This is a genomic window from Desulfoscipio gibsoniae DSM 7213, from assembly GCF_000233715.2.
Classification (GTDB): domain Bacteria; phylum Bacillota; class Desulfotomaculia; order Desulfotomaculales; family Desulfallaceae; genus Sporotomaculum; species Sporotomaculum gibsoniae.
Map to the genome: position 1 here is coordinate 2,625,187 of NC_021184.1, position 20,512 is coordinate 2,645,698.

The 20,512-nt window shown below is 47.8% G+C and carries 19 protein-coding genes; all 19 read right to left on the minus strand.

Features of this window, described 5'->3' with window-relative positions:
* Positions 1-9 precede the first annotated feature (9 nt).
* Entirely contained in the window at positions 10-687 is a 678-nt protein-coding gene (locus DESGI_RS12365; RefSeq protein ID WP_006521725.1) for a glycosyltransferase family 2 protein, read from the minus strand.
* A gap of 209 nt (positions 688-896) precedes the next feature.
* A complete protein-coding gene (locus DESGI_RS12370) occupies positions 897-1,775 on the minus strand; it encodes a copper transporter (protein WP_006521726.1) in 879 nt (292 codons plus the stop codon).
* A gap of 22 nt (positions 1,776-1,797) precedes the next feature.
* Positions 1,798-2,919 (minus strand): putative cytokinetic ring protein SteA, encoded by a 1,122-nt coding sequence (gene steA / locus DESGI_RS12375; protein ID WP_006521727.1) that lies wholly within the window; start codon positions 2,917-2,919, stop codon positions 1,798-1,800.
* 289 nt (positions 2,920-3,208) lie between these two features.
* Positions 3,209-3,970 carry a sporulation transcription factor Spo0A gene (gene spo0A, locus DESGI_RS12380; RefSeq protein ID WP_006521728.1) on the minus strand — a complete coding sequence of 254 codons (762 nt, stop codon included), beginning with the start codon at positions 3,968-3,970 and terminating at the stop codon, positions 3,209-3,211.
* Positions 3,971-4,100: 130 nt separating this feature from the next.
* Complete coding sequence (gene spoIVB, locus DESGI_RS12385; RefSeq protein WP_041284881.1) at positions 4,101-5,378, minus strand: SpoIVB peptidase; 1,278 nt, start codon at positions 5,376-5,378, stop codon at positions 4,101-4,103.
* 607 nt (positions 5,379-5,985) lie between these two features.
* Positions 5,986-7,680 carry a DNA repair protein RecN gene (gene recN / locus DESGI_RS12390; protein WP_006521730.1) on the minus strand — a complete coding sequence of 565 codons (1,695 nt, stop codon included), beginning with the start codon at positions 7,678-7,680 and terminating at the stop codon, positions 5,986-5,988.
* Between the two features lie 5 nt (positions 7,681-7,685).
* Complete coding sequence (gene argR, locus DESGI_RS12395) at positions 7,686-8,141, minus strand: arginine repressor (protein ID WP_006521731.1); 456 nt, start codon at positions 8,139-8,141, stop codon at positions 7,686-7,688.
* Positions 8,122-8,739: a tRNA 5-(aminomethyl)-2-thiouridylate-methyltransferase MnmM gene (gene mnmM / locus DESGI_RS12400; RefSeq protein ID WP_006521732.1), complete on the minus strand. Its 618-nt coding sequence runs from the start codon at positions 8,737-8,739 to the stop codon at positions 8,122-8,124. Before mnmM ends, argR begins: the two co-directional genes overlap by 20 nt.
* The gene (locus DESGI_RS12405; protein WP_006521733.1) at positions 8,729-9,598 is read right to left on the minus strand and encodes an NAD(+)/NADH kinase; all 870 of its coding nucleotides are present in this window, start codon (positions 9,596-9,598) and stop codon (positions 8,729-8,731) included. The genes mnmM and DESGI_RS12405 overlap by 11 nt, the downstream gene beginning before the upstream one ends.
* Positions 9,595-10,416 (minus strand): TlyA family RNA methyltransferase, encoded by an 822-nt coding sequence (locus DESGI_RS12410; protein ID WP_006521734.1) that lies wholly within the window; start codon positions 10,414-10,416, stop codon positions 9,595-9,597. The genes DESGI_RS12405 and DESGI_RS12410 overlap by 4 nt, the downstream gene beginning before the upstream one ends.
* A gap of 5 nt (positions 10,417-10,421) precedes the next feature.
* Positions 10,422-12,341, minus strand: coding sequence for a 1-deoxy-D-xylulose-5-phosphate synthase (gene dxs / locus DESGI_RS12415; RefSeq protein WP_006521735.1), 1,920 nt, complete (start codon positions 12,339-12,341; stop codon positions 10,422-10,424).
* Between the two features lie 48 nt (positions 12,342-12,389).
* Positions 12,390-12,956, minus strand: coding sequence for a hypothetical protein (locus DESGI_RS12420; RefSeq protein ID WP_006521736.1), 567 nt, complete (start codon positions 12,954-12,956; stop codon positions 12,390-12,392).
* Between the two features lie 928 nt (positions 12,957-13,884).
* Positions 13,885-14,775 carry a polyprenyl synthetase family protein gene (locus DESGI_RS12425; protein WP_006521737.1) on the minus strand — a complete coding sequence of 297 codons (891 nt, stop codon included), beginning with the start codon at positions 14,773-14,775 and terminating at the stop codon, positions 13,885-13,887.
* Between the two features lie 2 nt (positions 14,776-14,777).
* On the minus strand, positions 14,778-15,005 hold the full coding sequence (gene xseB / locus DESGI_RS12430; protein WP_006521738.1) for an exodeoxyribonuclease VII small subunit: 228 nt from the start codon (positions 15,003-15,005) through the stop codon (positions 14,778-14,780).
* Positions 15,006-15,163: 158 nt separating this feature from the next.
* Positions 15,164-15,796 (minus strand): cyclodeaminase/cyclohydrolase family protein, encoded by a 633-nt coding sequence (locus tag DESGI_RS12435; RefSeq protein ID WP_006521739.1) that lies wholly within the window; start codon positions 15,794-15,796, stop codon positions 15,164-15,166.
* 110 nt (positions 15,797-15,906) lie between these two features.
* Entirely contained in the window at positions 15,907-16,761 is an 855-nt protein-coding gene (locus DESGI_RS12440; protein ID WP_006521740.1) for a bifunctional 5,10-methylenetetrahydrofolate dehydrogenase/5,10-methenyltetrahydrofolate cyclohydrolase, read from the minus strand.
* Positions 16,762-16,792: 31 nt separating this feature from the next.
* Complete coding sequence (gene xseA, locus DESGI_RS12445) at positions 16,793-17,989, minus strand: exodeoxyribonuclease VII large subunit (protein WP_006521741.1); 1,197 nt, start codon at positions 17,987-17,989, stop codon at positions 16,793-16,795.
* A 198-nt stretch (positions 17,990-18,187) separates the two neighbouring features.
* On the minus strand, positions 18,188-19,600 hold the full coding sequence (gltA, locus tag DESGI_RS12450; protein WP_006521742.1) for an NADPH-dependent glutamate synthase: 1,413 nt from the start codon (positions 19,598-19,600) through the stop codon (positions 18,188-18,190).
* Complete coding sequence (locus DESGI_RS12455; RefSeq protein ID WP_006521743.1) at positions 19,600-20,451, minus strand: sulfide/dihydroorotate dehydrogenase-like FAD/NAD-binding protein; 852 nt, start codon at positions 20,449-20,451, stop codon at positions 19,600-19,602. The genes gltA and DESGI_RS12455 overlap by 1 nt, the downstream gene beginning before the upstream one ends.
* Between the last annotated feature and the right edge of the window lie 61 nt (positions 20,452-20,512).

The following is a 20,512-nucleotide window of genomic DNA, read 5'->3' on the forward strand; positions in this document are numbered from 1 at the left end:
CCTCGAAGCTTATTTAACCAGCGCAGCCCTGGCCAGTGCTCGTGCGATATGGCAAAATTGTCTGCCCCGGTGCCAGAAACCCTTAAGATCACGCCCTGTTTCAGCATGAGTCATTTGCACCGGTACTTCCAGCACTTTGAATCCCGCCCGGGCCGCCTTGATTGTCAATCCCACCTCTACCCCGTAACCCGAAGCAAAGGGCAGCAGCTTGTCCATTACGGGGCGGGTCATCACCCGTTGACCGGACAAAGGTGACTGCATTTCCAGGCCGGTATAAAATTTAATACCTTTTCTAGCCAGCCCCTTAACCAACCCAAAACCGCCCTTACGGCGGGGCGGCGGGAAGTGAGCCACGGTCATATCAGCAAGGCCGGTCAAAACGGGCTCTAACAGCAACCTGGCCTCCTTGGCTGAATCGCCCAGGTCTCCGTCCAGCAGCATAACTATATTTGCTTTGATTTGATCGCTGCCCTTGTTTAGCGCGGCTCCTTTACCGCTGTTGGCGGGCAAGCTGATTACCCTGGCCCCCGCAGCGGCTGCCAGTTCCGCAGTGCGGTCGGTAGATGCGTCATCCACCACCACAATTTCGTCCACTTCAGGCAGTGCAGCAAGCGCCGTTACGGTGGCAGCTATATATTTCGCTTCGTTATAAGCTGGTATTAAAGCAACAACCCGCTTAGCGGACATTTACTTTTCGTTCCTTTCCTTATAGCTTTACTTACATATTGAATTAGAATAAATATCAGCTTCTCACCGAATAACGCCAGGCAGTCCCAAACATCTATAATTATTTAATCTTACTAACCCCGTGGGTTATCAATCACTGCTCCATAACCGCTAACACAATTATTTCTTACTATAAGGATATTACGATATCTATTCTTAGAAGTAAATATTTACGAACCCTGCCCCGACAAATCAGGTAATAATTTTTGAGCAGTGGATTTAATACCATAATGGCCCGACTGTCCGTTAAGTGCCAGCACCATGGCCATTTGACCGGGCACGGTATCAATATTGTCTACTGTACTGATATGGTTGTGCTGGTACTCCTTCATGGACGAAAAAATAACATCGGTTTCTTCCACCCCTACCACGGGTATATTTAATTCATTAAAATAGTCGATTAAAGAAACATCAATTTGCATATTTCTGTTTTCTTCGCTGTAGCTGCCGCCGACAATAATCAGGCCATCCACGGGAATGCCAAATTCGCCGCTGGTTTTAAGCAGGTTCTTCTCCTGCAGATAACTGATTACCGCCTGGTTCTCTCCAGTGGTAATACTATTAGCTATTTCCATAGCCAACCTTTTATAGAACTCGTCGCTGGTGTTCACCGGCCAAACTAGTTCCTGCTGCAAGTCTTCTATAGTTTGCTTTTCATTGTCCATAGCTTTAACCGAAGTAACGGAGCTGATGCGCCCCCCGGCATTTTCAACTACTTCTGTCAACTCTGGAGGAAAACCAAGATTGTTGAGCTCCACCAGAGCAAAATTTTTATTAGCCAGTTTGCCGGCGGCCAATACAGGAAGTACTTGTTTTTCAAATTGTTTATGCATATTTGAGTCTGTTTCCAGTGTATTAGCCCGGGCTTGTATGGTTTCATTGGTATCCCGCAAGGATTGCAGCTGGCTTTCCAACCTATTGGTAACCTGTTTCTGATAATCAATCAGCGCATCATTGCCCAGCAAGGTACTGCCGATTAAAATGCCTATGCCCAATGCTAAAAAGACAGCTACCAGCGAAGCAATATGATATTTAAAATCAATGATCATTAACTATCACCTTTTATTCCCGTTAAATTCCTACCAATAGACGAAACTGGATAAACCAAAGTCGCAGTAATTCCCTGGTTGAAGGGGAAATTACCGCTACAGCGATTACCGGCAAGAGTGCAGCAAAAAAGATGGGGGCCAGGTGTTTGGCATGCAGCCTGCTTTTATATAGCTTGCTAACACCTTTGGCATCAATTAATATAGAGCCCACCTTGGCCCTCACTAGAAAAGTGCTGGCCATGCCTTTGCGCCCCTTTTCGAGAAAGTCGATCATATTGGAGTGGGTACCCACCGCCACAATTAGTTCGGCTCCCTTTTCATAAGCTATCAGCATGGCAATATCCTCACTCGTGCCAGGCGCGGCATAAGTTAACGCTGTTAACCCAAGTTCCTGCAACCTAGCCATACCGGGTGCCCGGCCGTCAGGATAAGCGTGTACCACCAATTCAGCACCGCATAGCAGTGTTTTGTCGCTGACACTGTCCATATCACCCACAATAATATCGGGCTGCAGCCCAAACTCCATTAAGGCATCGGCCCCGCCGTCAACACCGATTAATACAGGTTTTATTTCATCAATGTAAGATTTAATAGCTCTTAAATCTTCTTTATAATTTTTGCCGCGAACAACAATAAGTGCATGTTTCTCCTTAAAAATAGTAGCTACATCCGGAACTGTGTATTCACCACAAATCAAACCTATCTCATTTTGGGCGTAATCCATAGTATTTTGTACAAAACTAGACAATACACCTTCTATGTTTGCCTTGGTAGCTTCCATTTTTTGTTTTATTATATCAATGGATAATTCTTCACCGGCGGTTAACATAACGCCGGAGCGAATCACCCGGCCATTTTTGATTTCTATTTCCTGACCTTCCGTCAGCAATGCAAATAAATCGCTACCAGGGCAATCCACAAGTTTAATACCCGCTTCCACTATGGTTAAAGGCCCGCAATTAGGGTAAACTTCACTCATGGATGAATTAACATTAACCACCGCTTTTACATGGGCCTCCACCAGGGCGTTGGCGGCCACCTCGTCCAGATCACGGTGGTCAATTACTGCAATATCACCAGGCTGCAAGCGCTTAACCAAGTGTTTTGTTTTTTTATCCAGCCGGACCGTACCTTTGATGGCCACTTAATCACCGCCTTAATTCTAAATTTTACAGTTTTTGTTTATTTGCGTCAAGGCCAGATTAATTACATTATATAACCTATTGTGCCTGACAAACTTCATAAATTATATCACAACCCAAAATAAAAACACCGCCAATTTATTGTGTCTATAGTAAAACAATAAATTATTGGTGTGAAGAAAAGTATTTTTTTAAAATACTTGGCTCGCCCAAAAGGATATGCCCCAACGTTAAACGTTTACTTCATTGGTTCAGCTGATAATTATCTCTAAAAACTTCTAAATAATGGCATTAGCTAACTTTGGCCTCAATGCGCAACTTATCAGCAACCATGGCAATAAATTCCGAGTTGGTTGGCTTGCCACGCTGCAAGTTGATAGTGTAACCGAAAAACTTGGTCATCATTTCAATATTACCTCTATCCCAGGCCAGCTCGATGGCATGCCGGATAGCCCTTTCCACCCTGCTGGGGGTGGTTTGATATTTATGTGCGATCATGGGGTATAACTCTTTGGTAACAGCGCCCAGTAAGTTAACATCTTCAATGACTTGTAAAATAGCATCCCTCAAGTAATGATAGCCTTTGATATGGGCCGGCACACCCATTTCATGAATTATATTTGTAACTGCAACATCAAGATTTTTTGGCTTGGCCACCGAAATATATGGCGAAACTTTAAACCCACCGGCTAACTGTCTTATCCTGGTGGCCAGAACCTCAAAATCAAATGGTTTTAAGATGTAGTAATCCGCGCCTAACTCCACAGCCCTTTGAGTAATATTTTCCTGGCCAAATGCAGTTAGCATAATTATACGGGGCCGGTGGCTAAACTCATTGAGCTTTTCCAATACACCAATACCATCAAGATGCGGCATAATAACGTCTAAAACCAAAACATCGGGCGCTTCATCCTGGATTAGTTCCAATGCCTCTAAACCATTTTGGGCAATGCCTACCAGGCTGAATTCTTCCTTTTGTTGTAGAAATTCTTTTAATAATTCGCAGAATTCCCTGTTATCGTCTGCAATTAGTATTTTGATTACCTTTCTCATAAATTTCCCGCCTCCTAGCAAACATCTTTTTTATCTAAGTATTTACTTTCGACGTGGAGGGGGGAATACCTTTAATTTTTTTTAACTTTTTTGTTAAATTTTAACTATTTTGTTTCAAGAGTTCGTCCGTTTATCCCGCTATTTTTTCTGTTTGCTCCATATTTAGCAAATTTGCTTCTTTTAACATATTTTCCGCCAGTACACCGTATCCTTTGGTGGGGTCATTGATAAATACATGGGTTACGGCCCCCACTAATCTACCGTTTTGAATGATAGGACTGCCGCTCATACCCTGAATAATGCCTCCGGTACTATTCAATAACTTTTTATCTGTAACTTTAATAATCATACATTTGCCCTGGTTACCCGCGGGTAATATATCCTCAATTTCAATCTTAAACTTTTCAATTTTATCGCCATTTAGTACAGTTAATATTTCAGCGGGGGCCTCCTCAACTTGATATCTCATGGCCACCGGTATGGTACGGGTATAGTATGGATTATTGATACCATGTTGAAGCTTGCCATAAATACCGCAAGTGGTGTTTTTTTCAATGTTACCTATAATATCGCTTTTTCCTTTAAATACCCCCAGTTTTTCACCAGGGGCACCTTTTTTACCGGGGTGTATGCCTTTTACTGTTGCTTCGACAATTTTACCACCCACCGGATTTAGTTTATGACCACTTTCAAAATCAGCAATTATGTGACCCAGAGCACCATAGGTTTTGGTTTGGGGTTCATAAAAAGTCAATGTTCCCACACCGGCAGTACTGTTTTTAATAAATAACCCAATGCGATAGCGACCGGTTTTATCACACAGAATAGGGTTTATCTTGGCCAGTTTATTTCTATTTCCATGTTTAACTAACAAGGAAATGTCCTTACCTTGCTTTCCGTATTTATCAACCAGTTCCTGCAATTGATGCTCACTGGTGATCTTAGCACCGTTGATTTTTAAAATTAAGTCACCCACTGCAATACCCGCAGCTCTGGCCGGGAAAAATGTTTGACCGTCTTTTTCTACGGCAGCTTCACCAACTACCATAACGCCTTCGGTATGCAGTAAAACACCTATAGATTGACCGCCAGGGATAACACTTGGAGGTTCTACCACATTTACCATCATTTTATGAATAGGTAATAACCCAAACAGTTTAAACTGCATTTCCAACTGACCTGGTTTTAACGCCACGGGCAAAGTTTTATCAGAACTGCAAGTATATTCCCGGTAATTGTTACCGTTGACTGAAAGCATTTCCGTCGCCGAGTGCAGTTTTAAACTAACGTTTTTAATAACAGCTCCCGGCAAATCAATACCTGACGCAATATTATCACCTACATTGATATATTGCCGGGTGGGAAGAAAATAATACCAATATGAATAAAGGGTAATTGAAGTCGCCATAAAAGCAAATACTAGAATAAATATTGTTCCTAATAATCTGCTATGATTGCTGCGTTTCAGACAACATACCCCCTTGCGAAAAATTTTGATTGACATAAATAATGGGCATGTAAAAGTTTAAAACTTATTTGTCGAAAAAAAATCACCGCCCCTCGCTGCAGTGTTTAAATTATCTATATTTAAATTGGCCTTGTTTAGGCTCATTTATTCCGCCCTTAAGTGCCGCACATTGGCATAGCCAGTCTACAGGCGGACTGGCCATGTTTTGTAACATATTGATAGCGGGTTGACGGCAGGCAAAAAAAAGAAAGTTTGCATATTAAACAAAAAATAACCAACCGGTGTTAATTTAATATACCATTTCTAACAGCAATGAGTCGCAAACCTTGGAGAACTTTGGAAACGGTAAAACAATCTTGTGAAAGCTAAGTATGCCAAAGCATAATTTTTTTTTCAAACAACAAAAAATTAAAGGTTGTAAGATTTTTTGTAATAAAATCCTACAACCCTTTAAATCATAACCTTCAATTTTTGAACTTTTAACATCCGGCACCTGTGTTTTTTTGAAAAAAGAATCTTCAAGCGTTAACTTTCAACCTTTCAACTTTCAATCTTTCAACACCCGGCACCGGAGCAGGTCGCGCACGTGGTGGAAGAGAGCTGTTGATTCCTGGCCGCCGCCCAGCATACGGCTTAGCTCATTGATGCGATCCTCGCCGTCTAAGGATGTTACTGATGTTACCGTTCTTTGACTGTTAGCTGATTTTTTTATTAAATAATGTCTGGCTGCACAGGCTGCTACGGCAGCGGCGTGGGTTACGCAAAGTATTTGTTTGGTTTGACTTAACCGGTCCAGTTTATCAGCCACCGCCTGTAATGTATAGCCGCCAATACCTGCGTCTACCTCGTCAAAAACCAGGATGTTTATTTCATCGGCAGCTGCCAATATTGATTTTAAAGCCAGCATAACCCGGGACAATTCACCACCGGAAGCACTTTTGGCCAGCGGGCGCAGTGGTTCCCCCGGGTTGGGGGAAATGAGAAATTCCACTGCATTTTGCCCAAGGGGACCGGGTTCGGCGTCCGATACCTGCACGGCAAATTGCACACTGCTCATTGCCAGGTCCTTAAGCTCTCGTTCAATAGCTTCCTCAAGGCCGGCTGCCGCTTTCAGCCTGCCTGCCTGGAGCTGCTGGGCCAGCGCGTAATATTCCATGGCGCTTTTGTGCACCAGTTCATCAATTCCGGCCGCGTCGTTTTCCATAGCCAGCAGTTCATCGAACTCACCGGAAATTTGCTGCCTGTAGGCCATTATATCGGCAATGCCAGGCCCATATTTCTTCTTTAAACGGTCAAGCAAAGCCAGCCTTTCTTCAATATAGTTTAATTCTCGCGGGTCGGCCTCAACATTATCCTTGCAGCTGGCCAGTTCCCTGGCGGTTTCCTCCACCAGGCACAGAGCCGAAAAAATATTTTCCTGTGTGCTTTTTAACGCGGGTATGTAGCGGCAAAGTTCATCCAGATTATTGTTAGCCTCACCTAAAAGATCCACAGCCGCCGGGCAACGGTTGTCACTGTTATGTATACTTAACAACACCTGCTCCACCAGCAGCGATATCCTTTCGGCATTGGCCAGCACATCACGCCGTGCGGTCAATTCATTTTCATCCACACCGGCCAGTTGCGCCGCATCTATTTCTTCCATCTGGTACTTAATCATATCAATGCGCTGTTGTCGTTCCCGGCCACTACTGGTTATTTTTTCCATAAGCCGCTGATTTTTACGCCACTGCCTGTAGGCCTGCTCAGTATCCTGCAATAGACCGAGCACCTGGTCACCACCATACCTGTCCAGCAGCTGCATCTGCCTGTCCGCCATCAGTAAAGACTGCTGTTCATGCTGGCCGTGCAAATCTACCAGTGAACCAGCGATGTCCCGGTAAATGCCCAGGTTAATTATACGGCCGTTGATGCGGCAGGGATTACGGCCCAGGCGATTTATTTCGCGGCTTAAAATTAACATATCAGGTTCTTGTTCATCCATTTCCATACCGGCTTCCGTCACGCGATCACGCACCCCCGGCAGGCCGGCTATATCAAAAACTGCCTGAACCAGCGCCTTATCCCGGCCGGTGCGGATCAACTCGGTCTGAGCACGCCCTCCCAGCACAACTTGCAGCGCTTCAAGGACAATGGATTTACCTGCCCCGGTTTCACCGGTAAGTACATTAAGACCCGGAATGAACTCTATTTCCGCCTCATCAATTAATCCAAAATGCTTTATGTACAATGAAATCAGCACGCCATTCACCTCCCGGTGAGAGCAATAAATTTCTTCATGGTGGCGTGGGTCATTTTTTTAGGTTTAATGATAATCAGTATGGTGTCATCACCGGCCACCGTGCCGATTATTTCCGGCCAACCAGCATTATCAATGGTAGATGCCACTCCCTGGGCCTCCCCGGGCGGGGTTTTGATGATAATCAGGTTCTCACTATAGTCCAAAGAAACCACCGAGTCCCGGAAAAGCCTCTTCATCCTGTCTTCATTTCTAGGGTTAACCGGTTCACCCGCTACTGTATAGCGGGATATACCGGTGTTGCCGGGCACCTTAATCAGGCCCAATTCTTTAATATCCCTGGATACCGTGGCCTGGGTCACTGAAAACCCGGCATTTTGCAGCGCAACAACAAGATCCTCCTGGGTACTGATTTCCTGCTCCTTAATTAACTCTAGTATTTTTTTATGGCGCCAGGTTTTCATTTTCTTTTTTCACCCTTTCGATAAAAATTAAAAAGGGGGCTGACGCCGACCGGTTAATAAATGTGACCTTAAGTACTCCAAAAATACGAGGATCCAGCTTGGCCGCCATTTCCTCCACGGTCCTGCTTTCTTCTCCGGCACCTAAATGACCGGTATATACTACAATACTAATCCTCCCACCCGGATTCAGCATATCCAGGGCTATTTGCAGCGCCTTAACAGTGGTAGACGGGCGGGTTATTTTATCATGATCACCGCCTGGCAGATAACCCAGGTTAAATATAAAGGCATCCACCGGGGGAACAATATACAAATCCATTTTTTCGTGCCCATCGTGAATCAGCGTCACATTTTTTTCTAGGCCGAATTGTTTTAAACGCCTGGCTGTAATGTCAAGGGCAGATTGCTGTATATCAAAAGCATAAACCCTGCCGCATTCCCCCACTGAATTAGCTAAAAAAAGAGTGTCATAGCCATTGCCGGCTGTAGCGTCAACAGCCACAGAGCCTTTATGCAGCACCTCACCCACAAACCGCTGTCCCAAAAGTACCGCATTTCCCCGTATACCGGCAAAGTTAACGGGCCGTTTATGATACATTGGCCCCGTCTCCCTCTCTTAGTTTTTCTTTTAAAATATCAAAAAATGTTCGGTTATTTAATTTAATAAATTTAGCCCGGTGAGGAGCTTTACACACATTTACCAAATCCCCGTACTGCAGGCGCATGCCATGCTGCCCGTCCATCGTTAGCATCATCTCGCCCTGTTTGGAGCGCAAAAACACTTGCACTTCACTGTCTGCAGCAATGACAAGCGGCCTGGCCCATAATGCATGCGGGCAAATGGGAGTCACCAGCATCAGTTCCAATTTGGGCACCACCAGCGGCCCCCCGGCGGATAGCGAGTAAGCCGTTGATCCAGTAGGGGTAGAGATAATCACTCCATCCGCGTGATAGGTACTAAATAACTGACCGTCAACCAAAGTATCAAAGACAATCAGGCGAGCAAAGCCACCTTTGGTGATTACAGCATCGTTTAAGCCAATGATGGGCTCATAGGCTTGCCCACCCCGGACAACCCGAGCCTGCAGCATCATCCGCTCTTCAATGGTATATTGCCCGGTCAACAAACAAACCATAGCTTCATACAGCCGGGGCTTGTCCACCTCGGTAAGAAATCCCAGGTGCCCCAAATTGACACCAAAAACAGGTACACCTAAAGGCGCCGCCAACCGGGCGCTGTGCAACAGTGTACCATCCCCCCCCAGCACCATCAGGCACTGGACTTGCCGCACCAAATCAAGGCGTGTACACCCGGACGCAGGCCTGTCAACCTGCCTGGCGGTTTCATCATCCAGCAGCAGAGTAACCCCTCTGTTGTCCAGCCAAGTATCAATTTCGCTTACCAGGTGTATTATTTTTTCTTTTGCCAAATTGGACAACAGGCCTATAGTATTCAATGTTCCGCTCCTCCGGATAAATTGCGGTGTGCCTCGGACACCGCCCGGTCAATCAATACAGATAACCCGTCTATATTAAGGGCGGGTTTTTTAAAATAAAGCAGGTATTCTATATTTCCCTCCGGCCCCTTGACCGGAGAATAATCAACACCCAGCACAGCCATGTCTAAATTTGTGGCCATGTGCACAACCTTTTGCAGCACTTCCCTGTGCACCGCCGGGTCCTTAACTACACCTTTCTTACCCACCGCCTCTCGTCCAGCCTCAAACTGCGGCTTAACCAGAGCCACGCCCTCGTAATTGTCCAGCAGGTAATCCACCCGGGGCAACACCAGCGCCAGTGAAATAAATGAAACATCAATGGTGACCAGATCCGGCAGTCCCGCAGTGAATACATCCTTACCCATATGGCGAATATTGGTACGCTCCAGCACCAGCACACGGGGATCAGAGCGCAACGACCAGGCCATCTGGCCGTAGCCGACGTCCACCGCGTACACCAAAGCTGCACCATTTTGCAGGGCACAATCGGTAAACCCCCCGGTGGAGGCCCCAATATCCAATACCAGCCTACCCTGCATATCAATAGGGAAAACTTGCAATGCCCGTGCCAGTTTGTAGCCGCCCCGGCTGACAAAGGGCATTTTTTGCTTAATATTAATATCCTCTTTCCGGGCATCCACCTTTTGCCCCGGCTTATCCACCAGGACACCGCTCACCGTAACATCACCGGCCATTAGAGCGGCCCGGGCCTTTTCCCTACTTTCAAAGAGTCCCATTTCCACAAGTAACACGTCTATTCTTTTCTTTTCCGTCACTGTCTTTACGCGCCTCCGCCCAGGCCAATTATTCTTTTGCCCTTGGCTTTACGGGAACCAATCATTTGCATGGCCAGATTCATTATATTTTCCGGTGTTAACCCGTAGTTTTTACGTAATAACGACTGGCCGCCGTGTTCTATGAACACATCCTCGATCCCCACGCATTTAACCTGTATCCCAGGCATTTCTTTGGCCGCAAGCAATTGCAGGACGGCCGAGCCAAAACCGCCCGCCAGGGTATTCTCCTCAATAGTTATTAAACGTCCGGTGCGAGCAGCCCACCTGGTGATACACTCATCATCCAGGGGTTTAATAAACCTGGCATTAATTACAGTGGCCAGCACGCCTCGCTCCTTTAACATAACTGCCGCACGGCGTGCCACCGGCACCATATTACCCACGGCCAACAAAGTGATATCTTTACCTTCAACAAGTACTTCGGCCTGCCCCACGGGTAAAGCCCGGCTGTGCAGATCCAGAGCTACCCCCAAGCCGGTACCACGGGGATAGCGCACAGCGCACGGGCCGTTTACTTGTAATGCGGTATGCAGCATATGCTGCAGCTCATTTTCATCAGCCGGTGCCATAATGGTCATATGGGGGGCGCTGCGTAAATAGGAAATATCAAATAAACCGTGGTGGGTGGGACCATCATCGCCTACAATACCGCTGCGATCCACAGCAAACACCACCGGCAGTTTTTGGAGGCACACATCGTGGATAATCTGGTCATAAGCCCGCTGCAAAAATGTTGAATAAACCGCCACCACAGGTTTGTATCCTTGAGTGGCCAGACCGGCGGCCATAGTTACGGCGTGTTGTTCAGCAATACCTACATCAAAAAACCTGCTGGGAAATTTTTTAGCAAACTCATTAAGGCCGGTGCCACTGCACATGGCCGCAGTAATGCCGACAACAGCAGGGTCCTGTTCAGCCAGTTTAACCAGCGTGCGCCCAAAAATTTCGGTATAAGTGCTGATATCGCTTTTTTTCAAGCAATTCCCCGAGCTGATATCAAAGGGTCCGATGCCGTGAAATTTATCCGCCTTTTCCACCGCCGGCGCATACCCGCACCCCTTTTCCGTGACCACATGAACCAGCACCGGTCCGCCCAGCGATTTGGCCTGTTCAAAAGTGTTCAGCATAGAGAGCATATTGTGGCCGTCAATAGGCCCCAGGTAAGTAAAACCCATTTCCTCAAAAATCATACCCGGCACCACCAGGTACTTAAAGCTATCCTTAAGTCGTTCCGCCACTTTAACCACAGTGGAACCAATAGAAGGTATACGGCGTAATATCTGTTCAATTTCGTCCTTGCCCCGGGAATACTTAGGATCGGTACGCATACGGTTCAGGTAACCCGACATGGCACCTACATTAGCAGAAATACTCATTTTATTGTCGTTTAACACTACAATCAGGTCTTTTTTCAAATGCCCGGCATGGTTAAGGGCTTCATAGGCCATACCTCCGGTCATTGACCCGTCACCAATCACCGCCACTACTGCATAACGATCACCTTTCAAGTCTCTGGCCAGTGCCATACCCAGAGCCGCCGATATAGATGTACTGCTGTGGCCTGTAGCAAAGGCATCGTGCTCGCTCTCATCCGGACGGGGAAAGCCGCTTAGCCCGCCGTGACAGCGCAGCGTGTAAAATTGCTCCCTCCTGCCGGTAATTAATTTATGCACATAACACTGGTGCCCCACATCCCAAATGATTTTATCCCGGGGCGTGTAAAATACACGGTGCAGTGCCAGGGTAAGTTCCACTACCCCCAGGTTGGGTGCCAGATGCCCGCCGTTTTTAGCTACAGTTGTAATGATTTCCTCCCTGATTTCGCCGGCCAGTTGTTCCAGCTGGGGAATAGTGAGTGCCCGCACATCCCAGGGTGAGTTTATTTGATCCAAATACCTGCCCAAGGTTTCACCTCATCTTGTTGTCAGGTTGTTTCACACATAGGATTAAATTTATTTTTTTACTATTCTTATACCCGTTATACTACTGAAAGCTGCCATTATCCTGCCTACGAAAAAAATTACCTCGTTAGAATTACTAAGGGCTATTTTTTTCCCGTAGGCTTTCCCCCCCACGGTTAAGGCGGCAATCAGTGCTGTCACCAGCATATTCAGTAAAAACCGGTTAAAATCCTCCCAAAGAGTCATAATCTGCAAAACCAGAGCAATGCCCAGCGCACCGCTTACCGTACCAGCTATATCACCAATCACATCATTGGCTATATTGGCTACCCGGTCGGCATTGCGAATTAATAACACACCTTCCCTGGCACCGGCCACTTTCTTGGATGCCTTGGCATGAAATGGAGCTTCATTCGCTGCGGCCACCGAGGTACCAATGACATCCGATGTTATACCAAATAATATAATTAACATCAGTAGTAAAAACGAAAATGTCAGGCTATTGATAGCTTCAGATATTAACTGAGATAATAAAAAGAAAATGGCAGCAAGGATAAAAGAAATAAAACCGACAAATACAACAAACTTGCCGGAAACCGTAGATTTGTTATTTTTCAAACTATTCACTCCGTAAAGTATGTGACGGCCGATATGGCAGACCCCTGGTCTCTTAAACCAGAGTTGTTAATATGACAGAGCCCGGGTTTCTTGAACCCGGGTGATAATATGTACACAAACAAGTGACAACGACACGGGTAAATGTTGTGGCTTAGGTCCAGCAGGTTTTCCCAATTTCGTACCGGCTGTTGCCATACCGGCGGTTTCCCATTAAACGAAATTCCGGATTTAGATTTAGTATCCGGGGCTGGATTACCACTTAGTCCACACTGCAATCCCCGCATCGTCCCGATTTACCGGACAGCCTAGGAGTTTTCCTCAACGGGAGTACCTTTTCCTAGCCTCTTTTGCAATGACGGTTTAAGCCGAGAGTACATCACGCATGGGCCCATACGTAATGTCCCAATATAAAAGCCTCCACCGGCACCACTCAAGGCAGGCTACACTGCACGCAGCTTTCCCCACGAGCAGGTTTACCCCCAAGCCATAGCAACTGCGTTAACAAGCCACCACGCACTTGGGTCTCCACGGGGGCAGGGTCAACGCCCACATGCCATTGCGGGTCGCCCCGCCCCCTTAACTCCCAGTACCAACCCCCAACTGGGCGTCGGCAGCCAGCACCAGGAACTTCATCGATGTGCCCTTGACGGATTTTTGGGCCCGCCTTCAAAAAAGGGTTCCCGACTAGGATACTGCATCACTTGTTCAATAAAAATAAAGTATTTTCAGTGAATAATTATAACACGACGTTTCCTGAGCGGCAAACACCTATTCCCGCCATCTGGCATCAATAATGACCAGGTGCCGCTGTTTTATGCCCCCGCACTGAGCCGCGTTAATTAATAGCCGTCTTTATGATAGTTATCCATGTATCCGTTCAACGCTTAATAAACTAATTCATTCTACGTAATAAAAATTATAATATTCATCAATATTCTCTGTTGATTACAAAACAAACCAGCCCCCGCAAAAAGTCAGCTTCGGCACCAAAGGAAGCCAGAGCACCATTAGCCTGCTCTGCTGCCTGCCTGGCTATGCTCCTGGCCGCAGCCAAACCGTGCAGCGCTGGATAGGTGGCTTTTTGATTTTTGGTGTCGCTGCCTATAGGCTTGCCCAGCTTTTGTTCGTCCCCTGCAATATCCAGTATATCATCTACGATTTGAAAGGCCAGACCCAGATTTTCGGCATAAACAGTAAGATGATACAGCTGCTCGGGGGCTGCACCGGCTAATATAGCTCCGGTCCGTACCGATGCCCTGTACAATGCACCGGTTTTATGCACATGGATATACTCCAGCGTTTGTTTATCGATTGATTTACCGGTGGACTGCATGTCCACCACCTGGCCACCTATTAAACCGGCTGTCCCGGCTGCCTCAGCAACTTCGGCAATTACCCGCACCACCCTGTCAGCTCCAAAAGAACCGGTTTGAGATACCCCGGCCAGCAGCCCGAAGGCCAGGGTCAGCAGCGCGTCACCCGCCAACACAGCCATGGCCTCACCGTACACTTTATGGTTGGTGGGATTGCCCCGGCGAAAATCGTCATTATCCATGGCCGGTAAATCATCGTGCACCAGAGAGTATGTGTGCAGCAGTTCTATGGCACAGGCTGCCTGCAGCACGGATTTTTCATCCCCACCTACGGCCCGGGCGCCGGCCAGTACTAAAGCAGGCCTGAGCCGCTTGCCGCCGGCAAAAACGCTATAACGCATGGCCTCATGAATCAAGGGCGGGTAACTACCTGCCTTCGGTAGGTACTCGTTTAGGGCCTCATCCACCATATTCGCCTGCCTGGCCAGCTCCTCCTTAAAACCCATAGTTATAGCTCCTCTTCACGAACAACGGCCTGGCCGTTATCCCCCTCCAGCAGTATGCTGATTTGCTTTTCAGCTTGTTCCAAATGCTTACTGCACTGTTTAGTCAGCTTTATACCCTCGGCAAAAAGCTCCAGCGATTCTTCCAGGGGCAAATTACCCTCTTCCAAACGGTTGACCAATACTTCCAACCGGGCTAGCGCCTCTTCAAAGGTTAAGTCATTATTATTCATTATTGCCAAATACCCTCCAATATACAGGATTAGTATTACTTTTTATGATTATATATTAGTTAGCTGGTATACACCACTGTATATTCATAGATCAGTCTTTAAATGCTCAATTGTGCAAAAAAAAAGGGCTATAACAGCCCCGCAATCAATTATATCTATTATTTCATCCTCTCCCTGACCACTGCCACGGCCTTTTCTTTTAATTCTGCGGCCTTACTCACCAGCTGCTCTTTCTCCGCCAGAATGTTTTTAACGTACTCTTCATCTTTAACCATAGGAATGTTAATATCGGCACTTAGGAGCACTGCGTTCAGGGCCGCCTCGCATACGTACGCTGCCACACCGGCATCACTGATGGCCATTTTATTGCCAATCTTAGCCAGCCGGTCGGTAATTTCCAATGCTTCCAGCAAGGTACGGGCTATTTCCATGGGAGTATCGGTTGCGGTTTTGAGCGCCTTTTGCATCATTTCTTCCCGCTTGGCCTTTTCTTCATCGGTGTTCTTGGGCAAGCGGAAAACGTCCATAAACTTGCCAAAAGCAGCTATATCCGCGGCCACCAGTTTTTCCAGCTTATTAATGATAAAATAAGCCGCACCGGTAATTTCCTTAACCTCGGGCTCCACATCTTTGAACTTGGGCTTGCCCACGGTTAGGTTGCCTACCATAGCGGTCATGGCTACACCCAAGGTGCCCACCAGGGCTGATACACTACCGCCGCCGGGAGTGGGAGCGTCTGATGCCGATACCGCCACTACCTTGCGGAATGGAAAATCATAAATTTCGCTCACGGAATCACCTCATCGAAATATTTTGGTACCGGGTGTTGAAAGTTGAAAGTTTGGACTCGAAAGTTTCAACTTAGAAGTTTGAAGTTAATAGTCTTTTAACTGCGATTGATTTATGCCAAACCCTGCAGTTTAATGGCCTTGAGCACGTTTTTCTGAATCAGCACAGTAGTCAGACTGCCCACGCCGCCCGGCACGGGGCTGATGGCGCCCGCCACTTCCTTGGCGTTTTCAAAATCCACGTCGCCGCAAATTCCACCGCCCTCGGCGGGATTGATACCGGCATCCACCACAACAGCACCAGGCTTGATCATATCAGCAGTAACCATTTTAGCCCGTCCCACCGCAGCAATAACAATATCAGCCTGTTTGGTATGATAAGCTAAATCAGCAGTCTTGGTATGGCAAACGGTAACTGTAGCGTTTTGGTTCAGCATCATGAACACCAGCGGTTTGCCCACAGTTTCACCCCGGCCAACGATAACAGCGTTTTTACCTTTAATTTCAATGCCGGAACGCAGCATAACTTCAATGCAGCTCTGGGGTGTAGCAGGGAACAAGCCTTCCCCGCCGCTTAAAATATAACCGCGATTGATGGGATGAGAGCCGTCCACGTCCTTCTTGGGATCAACGGCCTCCAGAACCACCTTTTTATCCATGCCCTTGGGCAGTGGTAGTTCAATCATAATACCGTGCACACTGGTATCTTTATTCCATGCATCGATGAGGGCCAGCACTTCTTCGATAGTAGTAGAGCCGGGCATGGTTTTCAGTTCAAAGTCAATTCCTACGTTGGCGCAGGATTTTTCCTTGGAGCGGGCATATACTACTGAAGCGGGATCATCACCCACCAACAGCACATTCAGTTTGGGCGCAATACCTTTTTCCCTCAGTTGTGCCACTTCAGCCTTTACTTCTTCCCTGATGGTCGCCGCTATCGCTTTGCCATCAATTAAGGTCGCAGCCATTGTAATTTCCTCCCCTGGTTATTATTTTTATTTATTTAATTTCCTTTACCATGCACTTTATCGCTCCCCGGTGCAAATGCACCTGCACCGGATCACCAACCTGCACCCGCCGCGCGTCCCGCAGCACCGCACCGTGCGGATCCAAAACATAACTATACCCCCGGGCCAGTGTGGCCAGCGGGCTAAGCGCATCAAGACAACCTGCCAGCAAGGCCAGGCGGTTGTTCAAACTGTTGGTAATAGCACGGGTACCCCCGGCCAGCTGTCTTTCCAGCATGTCCAGAGTTTGACGCCGCTGTTCAACCAGCATATCCACAGGCCTTGCCATTGCCCGGCTCCCGGCGCAGTGTCGCAACCGCTGCCGGTAGCTGCTGATCTGCTGGCTCAGGCAGCGAGTCATCCGTGCCCGGTGCATATCCACCAGCCTCTTCATCTCCAACCGGTCAGGCACCGCCAGTTCAGCTGCCGCCGATGGAGTGGGTGCTCGCAAATCAGCCGCCAGATCCGCCAGAGTAAAATCAGTTTCGTGACCCACAGCCGATATAACCGGTATACGGGAAGCCGCAATGCTTCTAACTACCAGCTCGGTGTTAAAAGCCCACAGTTCCTCCAGGGAGCCACCTCCCCGGCCCACAATGATCAAATCCACATCATCAAGTCTGTTCAACCGGTCCATCGCCCGGGCCACCTCCCCGGGAGCCGCATCCCCCTGCACAGCCACGGGGGCTAAAATAATGTTAATCTGCGGCCAGCGGCGGCGCAATATATGCAGCATATCCCGCACCGCCGCACCCGTGGGCGAGGTCACTATACCAATATAGCGGGGGAAACGGGGCAACGCTTTTTTACGGCTGTTATCAAACAATCCCTCTGCCGCAAGCTGCTGCTTAAGTTTCTCCAGAGCGGCAAAAAGCGCCCCTGTGCCATCGGGCTCCACTTGCTCGGCATATAACTGGTATTGGCCATCCCGGTCATAAACAGTTACATAACCCCTGACCCGCACAGCCATACCGTTTTGCAGCCTGCATTGTAAATACCTGGCCCGTGAACGGAACATAACCACTCTAACACAGGAATAATTGTCCTTTAATGTAAAGTAAATATGCCCTGAGGCAGCTTTTTTATAGTTGGAAATTTCACCCTTGACCCAAAGATCGGCCAACCGGTGATCATTTTCCAACAAATCCTTAATATGTCCGGTTAATTGCCTCACAGTTAATATTTGCATGCATAAGTTCCTTTACAAAACAATTTATTTCCAGGCACGTTCCGGCCCGTGCCGCATAAGCCTTAAGCAAGCAGATCAGCACTTTTCAGCATCTTTTTTACCATGCCCAAGCACGTTGACGCTGCTAATAATTACTCTTAACATTAATTTTTATACCCGGCACCTGCTTTCACCGGTACCGGGTGTTTATGCAACCGACTATTTATTGGTTAAATACTCGTGAATCGACTTGGCCGCAGTGCGCCCGGCACCCATGGCCAGAATAACGGTGGCCGCGCCGGTGACTACGTCGCCGCCGGCAAATACGCCGGGTTTGGATGTGGCGCCGGTTTCCAAGTTAGCCACGATATTACCCTTTTTGTTCAGTTCCAGACCCTTGGTAGTTCTGGGCACCAGCGGGTTGGGGCCCTGGCCGATGGCCACCACTACGGTGTCCACATCCATAACGAACTCGGATCCTTCAATTGGTACGGGGCGGCGTCTGCCCGATGCGTCGGGTTCGCCCAGCTCGTACTTGATGCACTTCATGCCGGTTACCCAGCCTTCATCATTGCTTAGTATCTCCACCGGGCTGGTCAAAAAGGCAAATTTAACGCCCTCTTCCTCGGCATGTTCGGCTTCTTCCTTACGGGCAGGCAGTTCATCATGGGAACGCCGGTAGACAATCCAGGATTCTTCGGCACCCAGGCGCAATGCAGTGCGGGCACCGTCCATGGCCACGTTGCCGCCGCCCAGCACAGCTACCTTTTTGCCAATTTTAATGGGTGTATCCCATTCGGGGAACTGATAGGCTTTCATAAGGTTGGTCCGGGTCAAAAATTCGTTGGCGGAATACACGCCGCAGGCATTTTCCCCGGGTATCTTCATAAAGTAAGGCAGACCGGCACCGGTGCCGATAAACACAGCGTCAAAACCAGCCTCATCCATTAATTGATCTACAGTGGTGAATTTACCCACCACCGAGTTAACCTCAATCTTAACACCCAGTTTTTTCAGGTTTTCCACCTCGGCCTGCACAACTGCCTTAGGTAGACGGAACTCGGGAATACCGTACATCAACACGCCACCCGCCACGTGCAGAGCCTCAAATATGGTAACTTCGTGTCCCAGCTTGGCCAGATCGGAAGCGCAGGTCAAACCGGATGGTCCGGACCCTACCACGGCTACCTTTTTACCGGTGGGCGGGGCTACTTCAGGCAGCGTCACACCCTTTTGCAGTTCCCGGTCGGCACAAAAACGCTCAATGCGGCCAATACCCACGGCTTCATGTTTTTTAGCCAAAGTACAATATTTCTCGCACTGGTTTTCCTGCGGGCACACCCGGCCGCAGACCGCCGGTAAAGCATTCTTTTCCTTAATTTTCTTAATAGCGCCGTCAAAATCTCCTTCGGCCGCCAGTTTGATAAAAGCGGGTATATCGACTTCCACCGGACAACCCTGCCGGCAGGGCTCATTTTTACACTGCAAGCAGCGCTGGGCTTCAGCAATCACCGTTTCCTCGGAATAACCCAGGGCCACTTCGTTAAAGTTCCGGGCTCTTTCCAGCGCATCCTGGGTCGGCATGGGGTTTTTGTTCGGAACTATTTTTTTCTTAGCTTTTTGTTCAGCCATTATTTGCCACCTCCACAACCGCATTTGCATTCATGACGTTCCAGGGCTTTTTGCTCCTCCGCTTTGAAGTAAGCGGAACGTAGAGACAACTCAGCCCAGTTCACCTGGTGGCCGTCAAAGTCAGGACCATCAACACAAACAAACTTAGTTTCATCACCCACGGAAACACGGCAGCAACCGCACATTCCGGTACCATCAACCATGAGCGCGTTCAGGCTGACTATAGTTTTAATTCCGTAATCTTTGGTCATATTGCATACCGCCCGCATCATAGGCTGCGGCCCAATGGCTACGACCAGGGGAATGTTATCCTTGCCTTTACTTTCAATAACCTCTTTTAAAACATCAGTGACAAATCCTTTGCGCACATAGGAACCGTCATCGGTGGTAACCAGTAACTCTGAGCAGGCTGCTCTCATTTTATCTTCCCAGAACATCAATTCCTGGTTCCTGGCTCCCATAATGCCGATAACATGTTTACCAGCTTCCTTAAACGCCCGGGCAATGGGGTGTACCGGAGCGACACCAACACCACCGCCCACGCAAACCACGGTGTCCACGTCTTCAATATGGGTAGGCTCGCCCAGCGGACCTACGAAATCTTTAATGTAATCCCCGGCTTCCATGGCACCAAGCTGCTTGGTGGTTTTGCCGACTTCCTGGAACACAATGGTAATAGTGCCCTTCTCCCGGTCAAAATCAGCAATGGTTAAAGGAATTCTTTCACCCTCTTCATGGATACGCAAAATAATAAATTGGCCGGCCTGGCAACTCTTGGCCACCTTGGGCGCATCAATAACAAATAACTTGATTATTGGTGAGAATACTTGTTTTTCTAATATTTTGAACATAAAATTCCGTACCCCTCCCTCATAATTTTTCTGATAACAATACCAATTAAATTATTTCTAG